This is a genomic window from Shewanella litoralis (assembly GCF_009828585.1).
Classification (GTDB): Bacteria; Pseudomonadota; Gammaproteobacteria; order Enterobacterales; family Shewanellaceae; genus Shewanella; species Shewanella litoralis.
In genome coordinates this window covers 105,266-120,989 of the sequence record NZ_WSRZ01000007.1, presented here as the reverse complement: position 1 = coordinate 120,989, position 15,724 = coordinate 105,266, and the positions used below count along the sequence as shown (strand labels likewise).

Sequence of the window (15,724 nt, the reverse complement as noted above, 5' to 3'; positions counted from 1 at the left end):
TCCTTAACGAGGGTAACTTTGGCGAGGACGTTCAAATAATTGAATGCGCTCTTCAATATAACTTGTTGCTTGTTTACATTTTCCTAAGCGACGATGCATCAAAAGGATGTCATTTTGCAATTGAATTTTGTCATCACTATGACAGAATTCAAGATTTGCTTCCATTTGTTGTATTTTTTGCTCAATTTTTTTCGCCCAGTTGAGATGTTTGTTCAGTTCAGCATATAGCTGATGACTGTTTTGCATCACATTACTGGCTATCCAACCAAATCCACTGTCTTGCACCGCTTGCTGTTGTTTTTTTGCATAACGCGCCCGATTACTGGCTTTACGTTGTGCTTCGGCTTTTAAATTAATGTCGGTGGTGAGCAAGGCTCTTTTAAGTGCGATAAAGCGGTCTTGTATGCGATCGCAACTGAGTTGAATAACAGGACCACTCAGCTTAAGTGATAATTGTTTTTCTAACTTTTGAATGTCTTGGCGAAGTTGTGAAATACATGGGCTCAGTAAGCCACCTTGTTGCGCAAACAACTGGCTGTTAAATCGTTCGGTTTGTTGCAAGGTTTGCCGCTGATTTGGAGCTAGGTTTTGGTCATGCATAAGTGCGTCTTGCTCAAGTTGAGTGAGCTGCTGCTTTAACATTGAAACCAATTGTTGGGTGTTCATCCCCAAGCACTCCAAGTTAGGTGGACCGCTATCGACAATACCATAATGATAAAAATAGGTTTAATAAAAGGAATACCAAAGCGAATAGCGCTACGCGCGCCAATATAAGAGCCGGCCATCATGCACACACCCATCCACAGGCCTAACATCCACTGCACTTGACCCATGGAGGCAAATATAATTAACGCAGTCACATTACTCACAGAGGTCATCACCCTTGCTAAGCCACAGCTGTGCAACAAAGGGAGTTTGTGAATTGACACTGATGATACGGTCCAAAATGCCCCAATACCTGGCCCGGCAAAGCCATCATAACTGCCGAGTATAAAACCTTGCGAGATTTGTTTACCAGTAGACGAAGGTTCAATGGGGAGGCTGACATTATTATCACCCATGGCCTTGGGACTGAATAAGGTATAAATGGCAATGCCGATAATTAATAGCGGCAAAATTTTGTCTAGCCAGGTAGGGTCAATGAGGAAAACCAGAATACATCCAGAGACAGAGCCTACAAGGGTGGCAAAAAAACTGGCTTTCCATAATACAGGGTTAAATAATTGCTGTTTGTAGAAGGTAAAACTGGAAGTTAACGAGCCAAAACATGCCGCTAACTTATTAGTGCCTAAGGCTAAATGAGGTGGAATGCCCACAGTTAGCAATGCTGGTATCGACAATAAACCACCACCACCCACTATGGCATCAATAAAACCTGCAATAATCCCGATGACCGCTAAAACTGCCCAATGGCTAGGGTCTAATAATAAATCCAACTCAATACCTATTCAATAACACGTCTAAAAGGGGGAAGGGCATCAATCAATGATTTGCCATAACGTTTGGTCACTAGGCGGCGGTCTAAAATCGTCACTCGTCCGTAATCTTGCTCTTTACGCAGCAAGCGACCACAACTCTGGACTAATTTACGCGATGCGTCTGGAATTGTCAGCTGTAAAAAGGGATTACCACCTTTTACTTTGACGTATTCTGCATGTGCTTGTTCCACCGGTGATGTCGGTACTGCAAAGGGCAGCTTTGTGATAATAAGGTTGGTTAAATAGTCGCCCGGTAAATCCAGACCTTCAGAGAAGCTGCCGGTACCGAATATAATACTGGGTAAACCATCGTCACAACGCTGCTTATGTTTTTCTAAAATCTGCTGCCTTGGAATGTCACCTTGAACAAATAACTGATCTTTGGCTATTTTGCCCTCGACCAAATCGACCACTTTTTCCATTTGCCAGTAAGATGCAAATAATACTAGTGTGGCCATTTCGCCATCGACTAATGCAACAATATGCTCAGCGATCTCGGCGGTGTAGTTGTCATCGGTAGGCTCAGTAACCATTTGCGGAATAAACAGCGTGGCATTATTTTCGTAATCAAATGGCGACAACAGGGCTAAAAAACGTGTGCCATCATTAATGCCTAATCCGACTTGATGAGCAAAATGGTTAAAGTTGTTTAGTGCTCGTAATGTTGCGCTACACAAGACAACGCCAGCGGCTTTTTGCCATAACATAGACTCGAGCATAAAACCGACTTCGATGGGCGATGAGCAAAATAAGTAATCCTGTTGCTTTCCGGTTATTAGCTCTGCCCAGCGTGCCATTGGAGCACCTTTTTTACTGTCTTCTTTGGCCATCATTTTCCACAGCTTATGCAAATTATCTAAGCGTTGTAAAATAAAGCCTGTTTCAGACAATAACCCTTCAGATTGATGCTTAGGCACTTCACCGTCTTTTATTGCCTCACTGAGCACCGATACCACTTTATTAAACTGTTTAACAGCAGCGCCAGATGCCGTAGCAAGGTTTTCTGCCTGAATGAGTAGTGCTTGTGGTAATTGCCCGTGCTCGAAGCGTAGCCGGCTTTCAGGATTGGCAAATAATTGTGGCTGGGTGTCGCAATAGTGCGCGACTTGAGTCAATAAATTAGTTAAGTCAGTTGTGTGATCAAGCATGGCTTGCACTGGGGCAATAATATTATTCGTCTTTAATTGGTTTTGCAGCTTGGAGCAGGTTTTTGAGGCTTTTTCTAACCAATCACACGCCCCGCGTAATGTTGCTTGAGCGCTAGAAAAATCCCTTGCCACAATCGGTAAGTGATGCGCTTCATCGATGACATAAAACATGTCTTCTGGCTCGGGTAATATGACTCCGCCGCCTAATTCTAAGTCTGCAAATAACAAGCTATGGTTGGCAATCAGCACATCCCAGGTGTCAACATCTTCACGAGCTTTATGAAATGGGCAGTTGTGATGCGCTGACACTTGTCGATGACAGCTGTGTTTGTCGCAACAAATTTGTTGCCATAAAAAGTCAGGAATAGGATGTTGTAGGGTATCTATTTCACCGTTCCAACGTTTTTGATGAAAATCTTGATGCAGTTTTTGCAGTTCATTAATTTGGCTTTGGTCGGGTTTGGTTTGCCACATAGCCATTTGCGAGCTGTCTTGCGTGCCGAGCATTGCTTCAAGTTTAGCTAAACATACATAACGTTGCCTACCTTTTACTAAGCCAAATTTAAAGTCAACTCCAGCTTGTTGTAAAAAAAACGGCAAATCTTTGTGGAGTAACTGTTCTTGTAGTGCCACCGTTGCGGTAGCAATACAGACCTTTTTCTTACTGGCTAATGCTAATGGAATGGTGCCAAGAATGTACGACAGCGACTTACCAATCCCGGTGCCAGCTTCAACTACAATAATTCGTCGATCTTTGTCATACTCTCCCGCTAAGGTTTTTGAGATTTCAGCTACCATGTAGTTTTGTTCGCGACGAGAACGAAATTGCGGCATAGCATTAGCAATTTCTTTATAAATGGTGCGAATTTGACTTTTTATCGTATCCGGTAGCATAGAAGTATGATTTCTGCGTGGTCTGAATTATGCTGTACATAATAACAGTGAATTAGCATGCTACGAAGTAATAAATAACATTGAAACATTTACAGCCGCAATTAGAACGTTACACCCATGCTCGTCAAAGCATGTCTGCATTGCCACGAGTGATGGGCAGAGTATTGACTCGCCATGCGATATACCGGCAAGGGCAGTTGGTGTTGCAATATTATTTAAAAACGGCAAATGGGCCAATTTTAGTTGAGTTGCATCACACTGAGGTGATTTGTTTTTGTCGTCAGCAAGATGTGAATATCTTAACCAGTAAAGTCGATTTTGCGTTGAAGGCAGAATCTATTGGGTTAACCAGTTTTGCGCATGAACCTGTCTGTGCACTGTATTTAAAATCGAACAGTCAATTGAAAGGATTAATCCGGGTTGCTAATGATAGTGGTATCACATTATTTGAGGCAGATATTAGGCCTGAACAACGCTACCTTATAGAGCGGTTTATCGCCCTCGATATTGAATGCGCCGGAGAATACCTTAGTACAAGCCATGATAGCGCTTTGCCATTAATGTTACTTGAACGCGCGCGCAAACCTGTCGTAGAAAAGACTGATAATGATATTACGTTAAGCGTAATATCATTAGATTTTGAATGCAGCTTTGATGGCGAACTCTATTCAGTTGGGTTATATGGCGAGCAATACCAATGTGTGTTTATGGTTGGCGAGCCGCAAAGTGATAGCCATGATTTTATTGTGTGGGTAAAAAATGAGGTAGAACTTATCCATCACCTGATTGCCTGGTTTGAGCAATACGACCCTGACATTATTATTGGTTGGGCTGTGGTCACTTTTGATTTAGCATTATTGTACCGGCGTTGTATTTTGCACCATATACCACTCTTAATTGGTAGAGGTGGTACAGAGTTAAGTTGGAAGGTGGCCGATAAATTTAGGCCAGAAACACTCTCATTACCCGGACGCGTGGTGCTTGACGGCATTGATTGGTTAAAAGCGGCATTTTATCAATTTGATAGTTTTTCATTAGAGTATGTATCAAGGCATCTGCTCGATGAAGGTAAGGCCATTGACCATGTCGAGAATCGCGGCCAAGAAATTACCACGTTATTTCACACCGATAAAAATGCGCTAGCATTTTATAACATCACCGATAGCCGTTTAGTGTGGGATATTTTTGAAAAAACCCAGTTGATTGACTTTGCGATTGAACGAGCAAAATTGACGGGTTTAGAATTTGGCCGTGTCGGTGCATCAATCGCTGCATTTTATCATTTATATTTACCTCACTTACATCGCAATGGGTTTGTTGCTCCAGCACATCCTGCCAGTCAAGGTTTAGAGAGTCCTGGCGGTTACGTCATGTCATCTATCCCTGGTCATTACAACGATGTATTAGTTTTAGATTTTAAAAGTTTGTACCCATCAATAATTCGGACTTTTTTAATTGACCCCAAAGGATTAGTTGAAGGCTTACGCTTGGCCGAACAAGCTGATAATACTTCAACCGTGCCAGGTTATTTGGGGGCTTATTTTGCGCGAGATAACGCAATTTTACCCGGTTTAGTTGCCAGCCTAGCTGCGCAAAGAGAAATGGCAAAAATAGAAAAAAATGCGCCGTTATCGCAAGCGATAAAAATTATCATGAACTCTTTATACGGAGTATTGGGCTCAAAAGGGTGTGTATTCCATGATGCAAAGTTAGCCAGTTCAATTACCATGCGCGGTCATCAAATTATGAAATTGACCAAGCAATGGATAGAAGAATCTGGTTATCAAGTTATCTATGGTGATACAGACTCCACTTTTGTTTGGCTTGGCGCTAATCATGGCATAACAGACATCAACGCCTTGGGGTTACAACTCGCAACCAACATAACAACACGCTGGCATGATTGGTGTGAGACTGAATATCAATTAAACAGTTACCTAGAGTTAGAATTTGAAACTCACTTTGATCAATTTATTATGCCGACGTTAAGAGGGTCTGAAGAAGGCAGCAAAAAACGTTATGTTGGTGCCTCATTAGGGGCGGACAATAAGCTCAAATTGACATTTAAAGGCATGGAGCAGGTGAGAAGTGATTGGAGCCCTATCGCCCGTAAGATGCAATTTGACTTATACGAGATGTTTTTCAACGGTGAGGATGTTATCGATTACCTTCGTCAAGAGTTAGATGCGCTAAAAAAAGGTGAAAGAGACTCCGAGCTTATTTTTAAAAAGCGTTTGCGTCGTCATGCTGAGGACTACACAGCTAAATCATCTCCCCATGTCAAAGCCGCTAAGCAATTGGCACAAATAGAGGGCACAAACAAAGCAACAAGAAGGGGTTATCAAATTAGATATTTAATGACAACAACTGGGGCTCAAGCTGTTGAAACACATCCAAACAATATCGATTACGAATATTACATCAGTAAACAAATTCAGCCGATTGCGGAACCTATTTTACAGTTGTGTGGGCAACGATTTGATGCCCTAGTCAATGATCAGCTCACGTTAATATGAAGCTTAATAATGGCGCACGATCCAATAAAATATAGCAGCATAAGATTAATTCTATGCTTAGTAATACACCTTCGAAATGCCTGTCAATGCCACAAATGTCTTGCCATATTCATTGCTTTCAAACCCTACTAGTTAACATCAATATTGGGCTATTATGACCGTCTATAAACGCCTCAATCTCTATTTTTACCTATCAAAAGTGTTAAAGTTAACAATTTAACCACAAACCCTGTTGTTATAAATGTTAAATTTTTATTCATAGCAACACCGAATGAAAACCTGCCCTAGCATAAAGAATCATTCTGCAAAACAGGATGTTAAGTTTTTTATTTTCAACATCCAAAATTCACTGAAATAAAACGAAAGTTCTATAAGGCTATGCTTTTAAATGAATTTAGCCTTGAGTGTCCATTTTAGTTAACAGGAAGCGAGTTCACATTTGATTAACTTTTGCGCTTACGGCACTTCAATTGTTGATTAGTTGTATCAAATGTGATTTTATTGCATACGTAAATGAGCGGTTGTGATGATTTCTGTTGCATTCCCTCATAGAACTAGCACCTAAAAAGGTTGTTAGTATTATAAGAAAGATATAAAAGTCCAGGGAGATAGACAATGCATAAGAACGTATTAGCTAAATCGGTGCGCTTAGCACTGATCAGTGGTGCTGCAGCAACAGCATTTGCTGCACCAGCAGTTTTTGCTGCTGATGAAGATGGCGCAAAAGTAGAACGTATTGAGGTTACTGGTTCGCGTATTAAGCGTTCTGACCTAGAAGGTGCTTCTCCAATTACGACCATCACTACTGAAGATATGAAGATGGAAGGTAACTTTACAGTTGCTGATGCTCTTCGTAACAGTAACTTAAACTCTTTCGGTTCGTTCTCTGAGCGTTCAGGTAGTTCAGCACAATCACAAGCGACAATTAACCTACGTGGTGCAGGCTCAAGCCGTACTCTAGTATTGATTGACGGTAAGCGTTTTCCTGGTTCACCAACACTTGGTGGTGCATCAGCTAACTTAAACGCTATTCCAATGGCTGCAGTTGAACGTATCGACATCTTAACTGATGGCGCATCTTCTACTTATGGTTCTGACGCGATTGCTGGTGTTGTAAACATCATCATGAAAAAGAACTACCAAGGTATTGAATTCAATGTTGGTGGCGGTTCACGTGACCAAGATGGCGGTTTAACCAGTAAAGAGTTCTCAGTCGTTGCCGGTTATCAAATGGACAAAGGTAACATTACTTTTGCATTTGACCATCAAGATCGTCAAGGCATCTCTGACGGAGACCGTTCTTACACTGCAGCAAGAATGACTGACTTCAACGGTGATGGCGAAATCCAAGCTTACGATGAAACTGCTGGTTGGAGTATTTATGGTGCTACAGTAGCAGCTCCAGATTTCTCTACTGCACAAGCATCACTTTTATGTGATGATTTAGAAGCTGAATATGGCTCTAATGTTTTCCAAACCGTTGCTGCTGACAACGATTGGAGCCCAGGATCAACTTACTGTATGTATGCGTTCGCTAACGTGTCATACAACAAAGCTTCTATTGACCGTAACACCGTTTATGTTGACGCTAACTATGAAGTTGCTGAAGATGTTGAATGGTTTGGTCGTGTTATGGTAACTCAGAACAGTTCTTTCGGTCGTTACGCACCACCTGCTGCAGCATGGAATAACATGGCAGCTGATAACCCAAATAACCCATTTGGTGAAGAAACTACAGGTTATTTCCGTTGGGTAGGCATCGGTACGCGTGATGGTTACGTAGACGATTATAACCAAGATTACTTAACCGGTTTACGCGGTACTATCAGTGCATTAAATGACGCTGAATGGGAAGTTTATTATCACCACAATATCGCTGACAACAAGTCAGTGGGTCAGTACTACTTAAGCTATTCTGGTCTTGCTTACAACCAAGCAAATGATATAGATTTAGGCTCTGAAGCTGGCATCAACAACATGAAAGCCACAACACTTACTACTGGTAAAGCAACATTTGACCAGTACAGTGCAGGACTTGGTTTTGATGCATTCGACTTACCTGGTGGTGCTGTAGCGCATTACATTGGTATGGAATACTTTGACCAGCAGTTCAGCGAAGTATACGACGCGCAATCTGAAGCCGGTCTAATCGGTGGTAGTGCGGGTAACTCAGCTGGTGGCGACCGCCAAGTATGGGCTATGTTCTATGAAGCAGTATTACCATTAACTGACGATATCGAATTAAACCTTGCAGCTCGTTACGATGACTACAGTGACTTTGGTGATAACGTTGCTCCTAAAGCATCTATTCGTTGGCAAGCGCTTGAAAACGTAGTTGTACGTGCTTCTTACTCTGAAGCGTTCCGTGCACCTTCTTTAAGTCAACTCTATGCAGCGACGACATTCAGTGCCGAAGACGGAACTGATTATCCATTCTGTACTGCAACTGGCGTAGCCGATGCGGATTGTGCTGAGAAGCAATACGATACCTTTATCAGTGCTAATAGTGATTTGGGTCCTGAAACATCAGAGTATATTAACTTAGGTGTTGCTTGGGACATCGTTGATGATATCGGTATTAAGGTCGATTACTTCAACTTAAACATTGATGACGTAATCAGTCAGCGTTCAATTACAAACGTAATGCGCGGTATTGCTGCAGGTACGCTTGATACTACAGATACTTTCTATGTAGAACGTGCACCTACTACTGACGGTACACTTGGTCGTGCGCTTGAAGTTGGTACCGGTTATGGTAATAGTGATAAGTTAGAAATCACAGGTATTGACGTTGCATTAAACGCTAAGTTTGAAACATCAATTGGTGATATCGGCTTTAACTGGACTAACAGCTTCGTTCTTGACTACATTCAAGAAGTTGAAGGTGGACAGGCTGCAGAAGATATTTCTGGTTGGAACGGTGCTCCAGACTACAAGTCTAACTTTACCACTAACTACATGTTAGGTGATCATAGCCTATCATGGAACATCAACTATACTGGCTCTACTTATGAAACTGATGACACAGGTCACCTAGATTCATGGTTAATTCATAACTTAAGCTATGTATATGATGCTGGTAACTATGGTTCAGTATTATTAGGTATTAACAACCTAACAGACGAAGATCCTGTATTAACTTCTACCGGTCAGTTCACAAATACTGATCTATATAACAACTACGGTCGTGAATACCGTGCAAGTTATACTCTAAAGTTCTAAACACTAGTCACCATTTGCTAGTTATTTAGACTAATAAGGCTCCTTCGGGAGCCTTTTTATTTCATTAAACATTCAAAACGTATGCGTAATAGAGAGATTCATATGAGTAATCATTGGAGTGAGTATTGGCGACAAGGCCATACAACATCATTTGGTGATGCATTATCAGGTAATTATGAAGGCATTTTGCAGTCTGTTTGGGAGCCTACCTTCAGTAGTTTACAAACTGATTTTGTAGCAGTTGATGTCGGCTCGGGTAACGGTTCTGTTCCTTTATTATTAAGAGAATCATTAAGCAACAGTGCCAAAGTCGGCAAGGTGTATGGTGTTGATCTTGCTGAAGTGCAATTATCTGAAAATACTAAGAGTGAAAATTCGACAATTGAAATCGAATTGATATCCAATACAGCCTGCGAAACGTTACCTTTTGAGAATGAGTCAATTGATCTTTACATGTCGCAGTTTGGGTTTGAATATTCCAGTATAGAATCGTCACTAAAAGAAGCGTCTAGAGTACTTAAGCGAGATGGTCAATTCTCGATAGTGTTTCATCATGGAAATTCAATGATCTTGAATCGAAATAAAAAAATATTAAGATTGATTGAACTCCCTCAGGCAAGTGACCTTGTCGAATATTTACGAGAAATTGCCATCGCGATGGGAAGTATGACTTCTGCTAACGATATCGCAAGAATAAAACAAGATCCTAAGTGTGAAAGTATTCGAGTGAAAATTAATCAGGCGATTAAAGATTTAGTTAACTATGATGAGCTATCTGCACAAGATAGTCAGTTAATGATGTTTATTGCGCAGTTTTTTAAAGAAGGGATATTTTGGCCATTAGCAAAAAAGCAACAATTTATTGAATTCATTAAATTACAGATGGATACGTTAAAGCTTAGATTAACTGAGTTAGTTAATGCCTCTTTTGATGAAGATAAATTAGCTAGATTCATTGGTATTTTTAAACAGAATCTATTGGAAATAAACGAGATAAAAGTGCTTAAAAATGAGCAAAAAGAAATTTTAGGCTGGTATTTAGATGCCAGAAAAATTGAAAATTGTGAAGTTTAGATATAGCTAGCGATTAAAATTGGTATTTTTTTTGCTTTAAGTCAATGATTTAACATCGTTGACCTTTTTTAGGTATCATAGATTTACTACAAATTTATGTTGAAGATGTATATTTATTCACCTTTCGTTTACATTCATCTATTTAACTGCTCTTTCCACTAGTTTTTACGCTTTGCAAATGTTGACACAGGTCAACATTTTGTGAAATGATGCCAACGGGTCTGCGCCTTAGCTGGCGTAGAAAAGGGAAGAAAAACTAACAATCACAAGAAAAAGACACACTTAGTTGAATTAACATTGATAACAAATTTTTATCATTCGTTATTTGCCTCAAAGTAAAACTTTTTAATTCACTTCAAATTGGTTGGGAACTATGTCCAAGGTAAGCAATAGAACAAAAATCGCTACTGCACTTGTTGGCGCACTGGCTTTAGCTGGTAGCAACTTCGTTGTTGCAGGTCCTCTAGCTGACGTTCAAAAAGCTGATAGCAGTCTTCATGCTGCTTCTGCTGCGTCACAACAGAAAGTCGACAAATATTTTGACCAAGCACAAGACATGCTTTTTGAGTATGGCAGCGTCGCTGATGAGCGTGAGTCATTAAAATCTTATAATGATTACGTTGCAGGCTTGGTAGCTGATCAACAAAAAACACTTGATTCAATTCAAACCGACATCAATGGTGTTGATAAATTACGTCAAGGTGTTGTTCCATTAATGTTCAAAATGGTTGAGGCGCTAGATCAGTTTGTTAATCTAGATCTTCCATTCAACTCAGAAGTTCGTAAAGAACGTGTTGAAAATCTAAAGAGCATTCTTAACACTGCAGAGGTTACTCTTGCTGAAAAATACCGTCTAATCCTTGATGCTTATAGCATTGAGCGTGAATACGGTAGTTTCGTTGCAGTTCACACTGGTAAATTAAGCTTAGACGGCAAAGAAGTGTTAGTTGACTTCTTTAACCTTGGTCGTGTTGCACTTTACGCACAAAGCTTAGATCAGAAAACAGCATGGATGTATGACGCTGACGCTAAAACTTGGAACAAGTTAGAAGACAGCTACTTACGCGATATTACTAAAGGTATTCGCATTGCTCGTAAGCAAGGCGCTCTAGACCTATTCGCATTACCAATTCCTGCTGCGGAGACTGCACAATAATGAAGAAGTTAATTACATCAGCGCTAGTGGCTGCAACTTTCTCTTTAACAGCTGGTATGGTTTCTGCTGCTGATGCACCAAAAACTATCGACCAACTGCTACAACAAGTTAAAGTTGATCGTGCTAACGAAGGCCAAACTAACGCTAAGCGCGAGAGAGAATTCCAAGCAGAACGTGGCGATAAAGCTGCTCTACTTAAGCGTGAAAAAGACGCTTTAGCTGCAGAGAAACAACGTGGTAAAGATTTAAACCAAGCTTTCTTAGACAACGAGCGTAAAATTGCTCAGTTAGAAGAAGACTTAAAAACTGCTCAAGGTGACTTGGGTGAAATGTTTGGTGTTGTTAAAGGTGAAGCAGGCGATTTCGCTGGTAAAATTGCTGCATCTAACATCAGTGCGCAATTCCCTGGTCGTGATGCTTTCATTGCTGACTTAGGTGCACGTAAATCATTACCAAAAATTGAAGAACTAGAACAATTCTGGGAAGCTCAATTATTTGAAATGGTTCAGTCTGGTAAAGTTGTTAAGTTTGACGGCGCGGTTACTGCTATCGACGGTAACGTTGTGAATACTTCTATTCACCGTGTAGGTCCTTTTAACTTAACGGCTGAAGGTAAATATGTTGTTTACAAGCCAGAATTAGGTTTGATCCAGCAATTATCACAGCAACCTGAAGGCTATCAAGTCAGTGCAGTTGGTTCATGGGAAAATACCACATCAGGTACAGCTCCTTTCTATATTGACCCAGCACGCGGTGTACTACTAAACATCTTCACTAACAAGGCTAGCCTTGAAGACCGTTTAGAAGCCGGTGGTACTATTGGTTATATTATTTTGGCTCTACTTGCCTTAGGTGCATTAATTGCCCTTGAGCGTCTAGTTACACTTACTGTTATTGGCGGTAAAGTGAATAGTCAGCGTAAGAACATCGATAACCCAGGCAATAATGCTCTAGGTCGCATTTTAAAAGTGTATCAGTCAAACAAAGATGTTGATGTTGAAACATTAGAGTTAAAACTTGACGAAGCTATTTTAAAAGAAACACCAGCTTTAGAAGCTCGTATTTCAATCATTAAAGTTATCGCTGCTATCGCGCCTATGATGGGTCTATTAGGTACTGTTACTGGTATGATCGCAACCTTCCAATCAATTCAGTTATTCGGTACTGGTGACCCTAAATTGATGGCTGGTGGTATTTCTATGGCGCTTATCACAACGGTTCAAGGTCTAATCGCCGCTCTACCGTTAATGTTATTACACGCTGTAGTTGTTGCTCGTAGCAAGTCTATCGTTCAAGTTCTTGAAGAGCAAAGTGCTGGTATTATTGCAGAACATGCTGAGAAGAGGGCTGACTAATGATGCTAATCCTGATGGACGTATGGGATTCCGTCAGGGGCTTCATGGCCTCCGGAGGCGATGTCCTCTGGTTGGTTGCAGCAGTGCTATTCCTAATGTGGGTGTTAATGCTTGAGCGTTATTGGTATCTAAATTGGATATCACCAAAACAACATCAAGCGGTAATCGCCTCATGGGAAGCAAGAGAAGAAACAACTTCTTGGCATGCTCACCGTATCCGTGAAGCTTGGGTATCCCAAGCGAAGCAAGATTTGAATGCACGTATGCTGTTAATCAAAACCCTAGTAGCCATTTGTCCAATGATTGGTTTATTAGGTACCGTAACCGGTATGATTTCAGTATTCGATGTGATGGCAGTCCAGGGGACGAGTAATGCTCGTTTAATGGCCGCTGGTATCTCTATGGCCACAATGCCGACTATGGCAGGAATGGTTGCAGCGCTATCGGGTGTTTTCTTTAGCACTCGTTTAGACTCAAAAATGAGAATCAGTTTAGAAAAGCTAAAAGACAGCATGCCTCACCACTAGAGAGAGATTGAACATGGCACGTAAGAAGCATTCCAGTATGGAAGAGGAAGCTCAAATTGATATGACCCCGATGCTAGACATCGTGTTTATCATGCTGATCTTCTTTATTGTAACAACATCGTTTGTTAAGCCATCTGGCTTAGACTACAACAAGCCTAAAGCGTCACAGGCTACGTCTAAACCATCGGCAAACATCTTTATTGGCATCAGCAAAACTGGCGTCATTATGATGGAAAACCGTCAGGTTGATATCGAACGTGTAACGGCTAACGTTGAGCGTATGTTAGCTGAAGCACCAGAAGCAGCTGTATTGATTCAAGCAGACAAAGACACCCAGCATGGTTTGGTTGTTAAAGTCCTTGATAACGTGAAAGCTGCGGGTATTGACAAAATTTCAGTATCAGCGGGGAATGAGTAATATGCTAAGAGCACTCGTATCAATAATCATTGGTGCTGCAGTGACTTTTGGGCTGTTTGCTTTCATGGCTTTCCTAGTCGGCGGCGGTGCGCAGCGCAACGGCGACTCAGCGGAAACCCCTGTTATTGAAATTACGATGGATAAACAGGATTCGAAGGCACAGAAAAAACCAAGGGTTACACCTAAGCCACCTCCACCACCGGAGCAGCCGCCGAAGCCGGATACTACTCCGCCTGATTCATCATCTAATATTGACACCAACTTGGCGTTTAATATGGGTGGGATTGAAGCTGGTGGTCCAAGTACAGGTTTCAAGCTTGGCAACATGATGACCCGTGATGGTGATGCTACGCCTATCGTTCGTATTGAGCCTCAGTATCCAATTGCTGCAGCTCGTGATGGTAAAGAGGGTTGGGTTCAACTTACCTTTACAATTAACGAACTAGGTGGTGTTGATGATGTATCGGTTATCAAGGCAGAACCTAAGCGTTTATTCGATCGTGAAGCGATTCGCGCATTGAAAAAGTGGAAATACAAGCCAAAAATTGTTGATGGTAAACCATTAAGACAACCTGGCATGACAGTACAACTAGATTTTACTTTAGAGAAGGGAGGTAGATAATGCGTAAAGTTACTAGTATCGCTACAGCGTTATTACTTTCTGTCTGTACAAGTACAATGTTGTCTGGTGCTGCATTCGCCGCTGAAAAGTGTGAAATTGATAAACGTCAATCTCGTGCAGTAGGCGAAAGTGCAGCGAAAAAAGTTCAAAAATCTTTTGAAGCGTACACCGAAGGTAATTTAGACCAAGCGATTTCAATATTGCTTGAAGCTAATGCTAAAAACGATTTCGACAAAGCTTATGTCGATCGTATGTTAGGTAACTTCTACGCTGAAAAAGGTCAGATGGGTACAGCAATCAAATATTTAAAGACTGCTGTCGATGCTGATATTCTTGGCGGAACAGATCATGCTGCAACAATGCGTTTGTATGCTGATTTATTACTTCAAGAACGTAAATTTAAAGAAGCGATTCCATACTATTACAAATGGATGGACTTTACCTGTAAGGCTGATGCTCAAATGTATCGCCGTATTGGTATTGCCCATACTGAGTTAAAAGAGTGGAACAAAGTACTGCAAGTAGCTGATAAAGGGTTATCTTTAGCTGAAACGCCTGATAAAGGTTTGTATCAGATGAAGTTAACTGCTTTCTTTAACCAGAAAAAGTACAAAGATGCCGTAAAAGTTCTCGAAATTATGGTGCCTTTGTTCCAAGACGATAAACGTCTATGGGTTCAGTTAGCTCAGTTTTACTTAATGACTGAAGATTATGATAAATCATTAGCGACTTATGATTTGGCTTATAAAAATGGCTTTTTAGAGACAGACGGTAATATTACTCGTTTAGCTCAATTGTTAGCGCAAAAGGGTTCACCTTATAAAGCGGCTACGATTTTTGAAAAGCACATGAAGTCTGGTCTAATTGCTGAAAACGAGAAGAGCTTATCGACTCTAGCTGGTTTTTATCATAATGCTAAAGAGCTAAAAGAAGCGGCGACTTACTACGGTAAAGCTGCGGCGATTAGCGGCAAGGGTGATTTGTTCTTAAAGCAAGGTCGTATCTTAGCTTTAGATCAAAAGTTCAATGATGCTATACCAGTGCTGAAAAAAGCGCTCGATGCAGGCATTGACAACCCAGGCGAAGCTCAGTTTGAGCTAGCTTTAGCATACTTAAGTTTGAAAAAGTACAAGTCAGCTTATAACCGTGCAGTACTCGCTGCCAATGATAAGAAGACTGAACGTAGTGCAAGAAGCTATATTTCTTATATTAAAGAAAAAGCGCGTATTCACAACGTCACGCTTTAACTGCTCTAAGCATGTAAAAAAAGCCCCTTTTTAGGGGCTTTTTTATTGCTTTTTATCAATAGGTTTT

At 41.0% G+C, this 15,724-nt stretch carries 12 protein-coding genes; 9 read left to right on the top strand and 3 right to left on the bottom strand.

Translation table 11 applies throughout. From position 1 onward, the window contains the following. Positions 1 to 3 precede the first annotated feature (3 nt). From GQA99_RS08025 to dinG, 3 genes are read right to left on the bottom strand one after another with little or no spacing between them, the layout of a single operon-like run. Complete coding sequence (locus GQA99_RS08025; RefSeq protein WP_160053377.1) at positions 4 to 666, bottom strand: primosomal replication protein; 663 nt, start codon at positions 664 to 666, stop codon at positions 4 to 6. Continuing rightward, complete coding sequence (locus GQA99_RS08020; protein ID WP_160053376.1) at positions 663 to 1,436, bottom strand: TSUP family transporter; 774 nt, start codon at positions 1,434 to 1,436, stop codon at positions 663 to 665. The genes GQA99_RS08025 and GQA99_RS08020 overlap by 4 nt, the downstream gene beginning before the upstream one ends. Before the next feature lie 8 nt (positions 1,437 to 1,444). Further along, on the bottom strand, positions 1,445 to 3,520 hold the full coding sequence (gene dinG / locus GQA99_RS08015; protein WP_160053375.1) for an ATP-dependent DNA helicase DinG: 2,076 nt from the start codon (positions 3,518 to 3,520) through the stop codon (positions 1,445 to 1,447). A 131-nt stretch (positions 3,521 to 3,651) separates the two neighbouring features. On the opposite strand from dinG, the gene GQA99_RS08010 reads away from it, so the two are divergent. The 9 genes from GQA99_RS08010 (at position 3,652) to GQA99_RS07970 (ending at position 15,657) form a co-directional block, all read left to right on the top strand. Then, a complete protein-coding gene (locus tag GQA99_RS08010; protein ID WP_160053412.1) occupies positions 3,652 to 6,036 on the top strand; it encodes a DNA polymerase II in 2,385 nt (794 codons plus the stop codon). 615 nt (positions 6,037 to 6,651) lie between these two features. Then, positions 6,652 to 9,258 carry a TonB-dependent receptor domain-containing protein gene (locus GQA99_RS08005; RefSeq protein ID WP_160053374.1) on the top strand — a complete coding sequence of 869 codons (2,607 nt, stop codon included), beginning with the start codon at positions 6,652 to 6,654 and terminating at the stop codon, positions 9,256 to 9,258. Between the two features lie 102 nt (positions 9,259 to 9,360). Beyond that, positions 9,361 to 10,332, top strand: coding sequence for a class I SAM-dependent methyltransferase (locus GQA99_RS08000; RefSeq protein ID WP_160053373.1), 972 nt, complete (start codon positions 9,361 to 9,363; stop codon positions 10,330 to 10,332). 373 nt (positions 10,333 to 10,705) lie between these two features. Continuing rightward, a complete protein-coding gene (locus tag GQA99_RS07995; protein WP_160053372.1) occupies positions 10,706 to 11,488 on the top strand; it encodes a DUF3450 domain-containing protein in 783 nt (260 codons plus the stop codon). Then, positions 11,488 to 12,843 (top strand): MotA/TolQ/ExbB proton channel family protein, encoded by a 1,356-nt coding sequence (locus GQA99_RS07990; protein WP_160053371.1) that lies wholly within the window; start codon positions 11,488 to 11,490, stop codon positions 12,841 to 12,843. Before GQA99_RS07995 ends, GQA99_RS07990 begins: the two co-directional genes overlap by 1 nt. After that, on the top strand, positions 12,843 to 13,370 hold the full coding sequence (locus GQA99_RS07985) for a MotA/TolQ/ExbB proton channel family protein (RefSeq protein ID WP_011638074.1): 528 nt from the start codon (positions 12,843 to 12,845) through the stop codon (positions 13,368 to 13,370). The genes GQA99_RS07990 and GQA99_RS07985 overlap by 1 nt, the downstream gene beginning before the upstream one ends. Before the next feature lie 13 nt (positions 13,371 to 13,383). Then, entirely contained in the window at positions 13,384 to 13,788 is a 405-nt protein-coding gene (locus GQA99_RS07980) for an ExbD/TolR family protein (RefSeq protein WP_160053370.1), read from the top strand. 1 nt (position 13,789) lies between these two features. Beyond that, positions 13,790 to 14,410 (top strand): energy transducer TonB, encoded by a 621-nt coding sequence (locus GQA99_RS07975; RefSeq protein ID WP_160053369.1) that lies wholly within the window; start codon positions 13,790 to 13,792, stop codon positions 14,408 to 14,410. Further along, positions 14,410 to 15,657, top strand: coding sequence for a tetratricopeptide repeat protein (locus tag GQA99_RS07970; protein WP_160053368.1), 1,248 nt, complete (start codon positions 14,410 to 14,412; stop codon positions 15,655 to 15,657). Before GQA99_RS07975 ends, GQA99_RS07970 begins: the two co-directional genes overlap by 1 nt. Positions 15,658 to 15,724 lie beyond the last annotated feature (67 nt).

Bases quoted from the DNA above. Each gene is read 5' to 3' on its own strand.
- GQA99_RS08025 (WP_160053377.1), bottom strand. From the start codon at position 666: ATGAACACCCAACAATTGGTTTCAATGTTAAAGCAGCAGCTCACTCAA.
- GQA99_RS08000 (WP_160053373.1), top strand. From the start codon at position 9,361: ATGAGTAATCATTGGAGTGAGTATTGGCGACAAGGCCATACAACATCA.
- GQA99_RS08010 (WP_160053412.1), top strand. From the start codon at position 3,652: ATGTCTGCATTGCCACGAGTGATGGGCAGAGTATTGACTCGCCATGCG.
- GQA99_RS07980 (WP_160053370.1), top strand. From the start codon at position 13,384: ATGGCACGTAAGAAGCATTCCAGTATGGAAGAGGAAGCTCAAATTGAT.
- GQA99_RS07990 (WP_160053371.1), top strand. From the start codon at position 11,488: ATGAAGAAGTTAATTACATCAGCGCTAGTGGCTGCAACTTTCTCTTTA.
- GQA99_RS08005 (WP_160053374.1), top strand. From the start codon at position 6,652: ATGCATAAGAACGTATTAGCTAAATCGGTGCGCTTAGCACTGATCAGT.
- GQA99_RS07995 (WP_160053372.1), top strand. From the start codon at position 10,706: ATGTCCAAGGTAAGCAATAGAACAAAAATCGCTACTGCACTTGTTGGC.
- GQA99_RS07970 (WP_160053368.1), top strand. From the start codon at position 14,410: ATGCGTAAAGTTACTAGTATCGCTACAGCGTTATTACTTTCTGTCTGT.
- GQA99_RS07975 (WP_160053369.1), top strand. From the start codon at position 13,790: ATGCTAAGAGCACTCGTATCAATAATCATTGGTGCTGCAGTGACTTTT.
- dinG (WP_160053375.1), bottom strand. From the start codon at position 3,520: ATGCTACCGGATACGATAAAAAGTCAAATTCGCACCATTTATAAAGAA.
- GQA99_RS07985 (WP_011638074.1), top strand. From the start codon at position 12,843: ATGATGCTAATCCTGATGGACGTATGGGATTCCGTCAGGGGCTTCATG.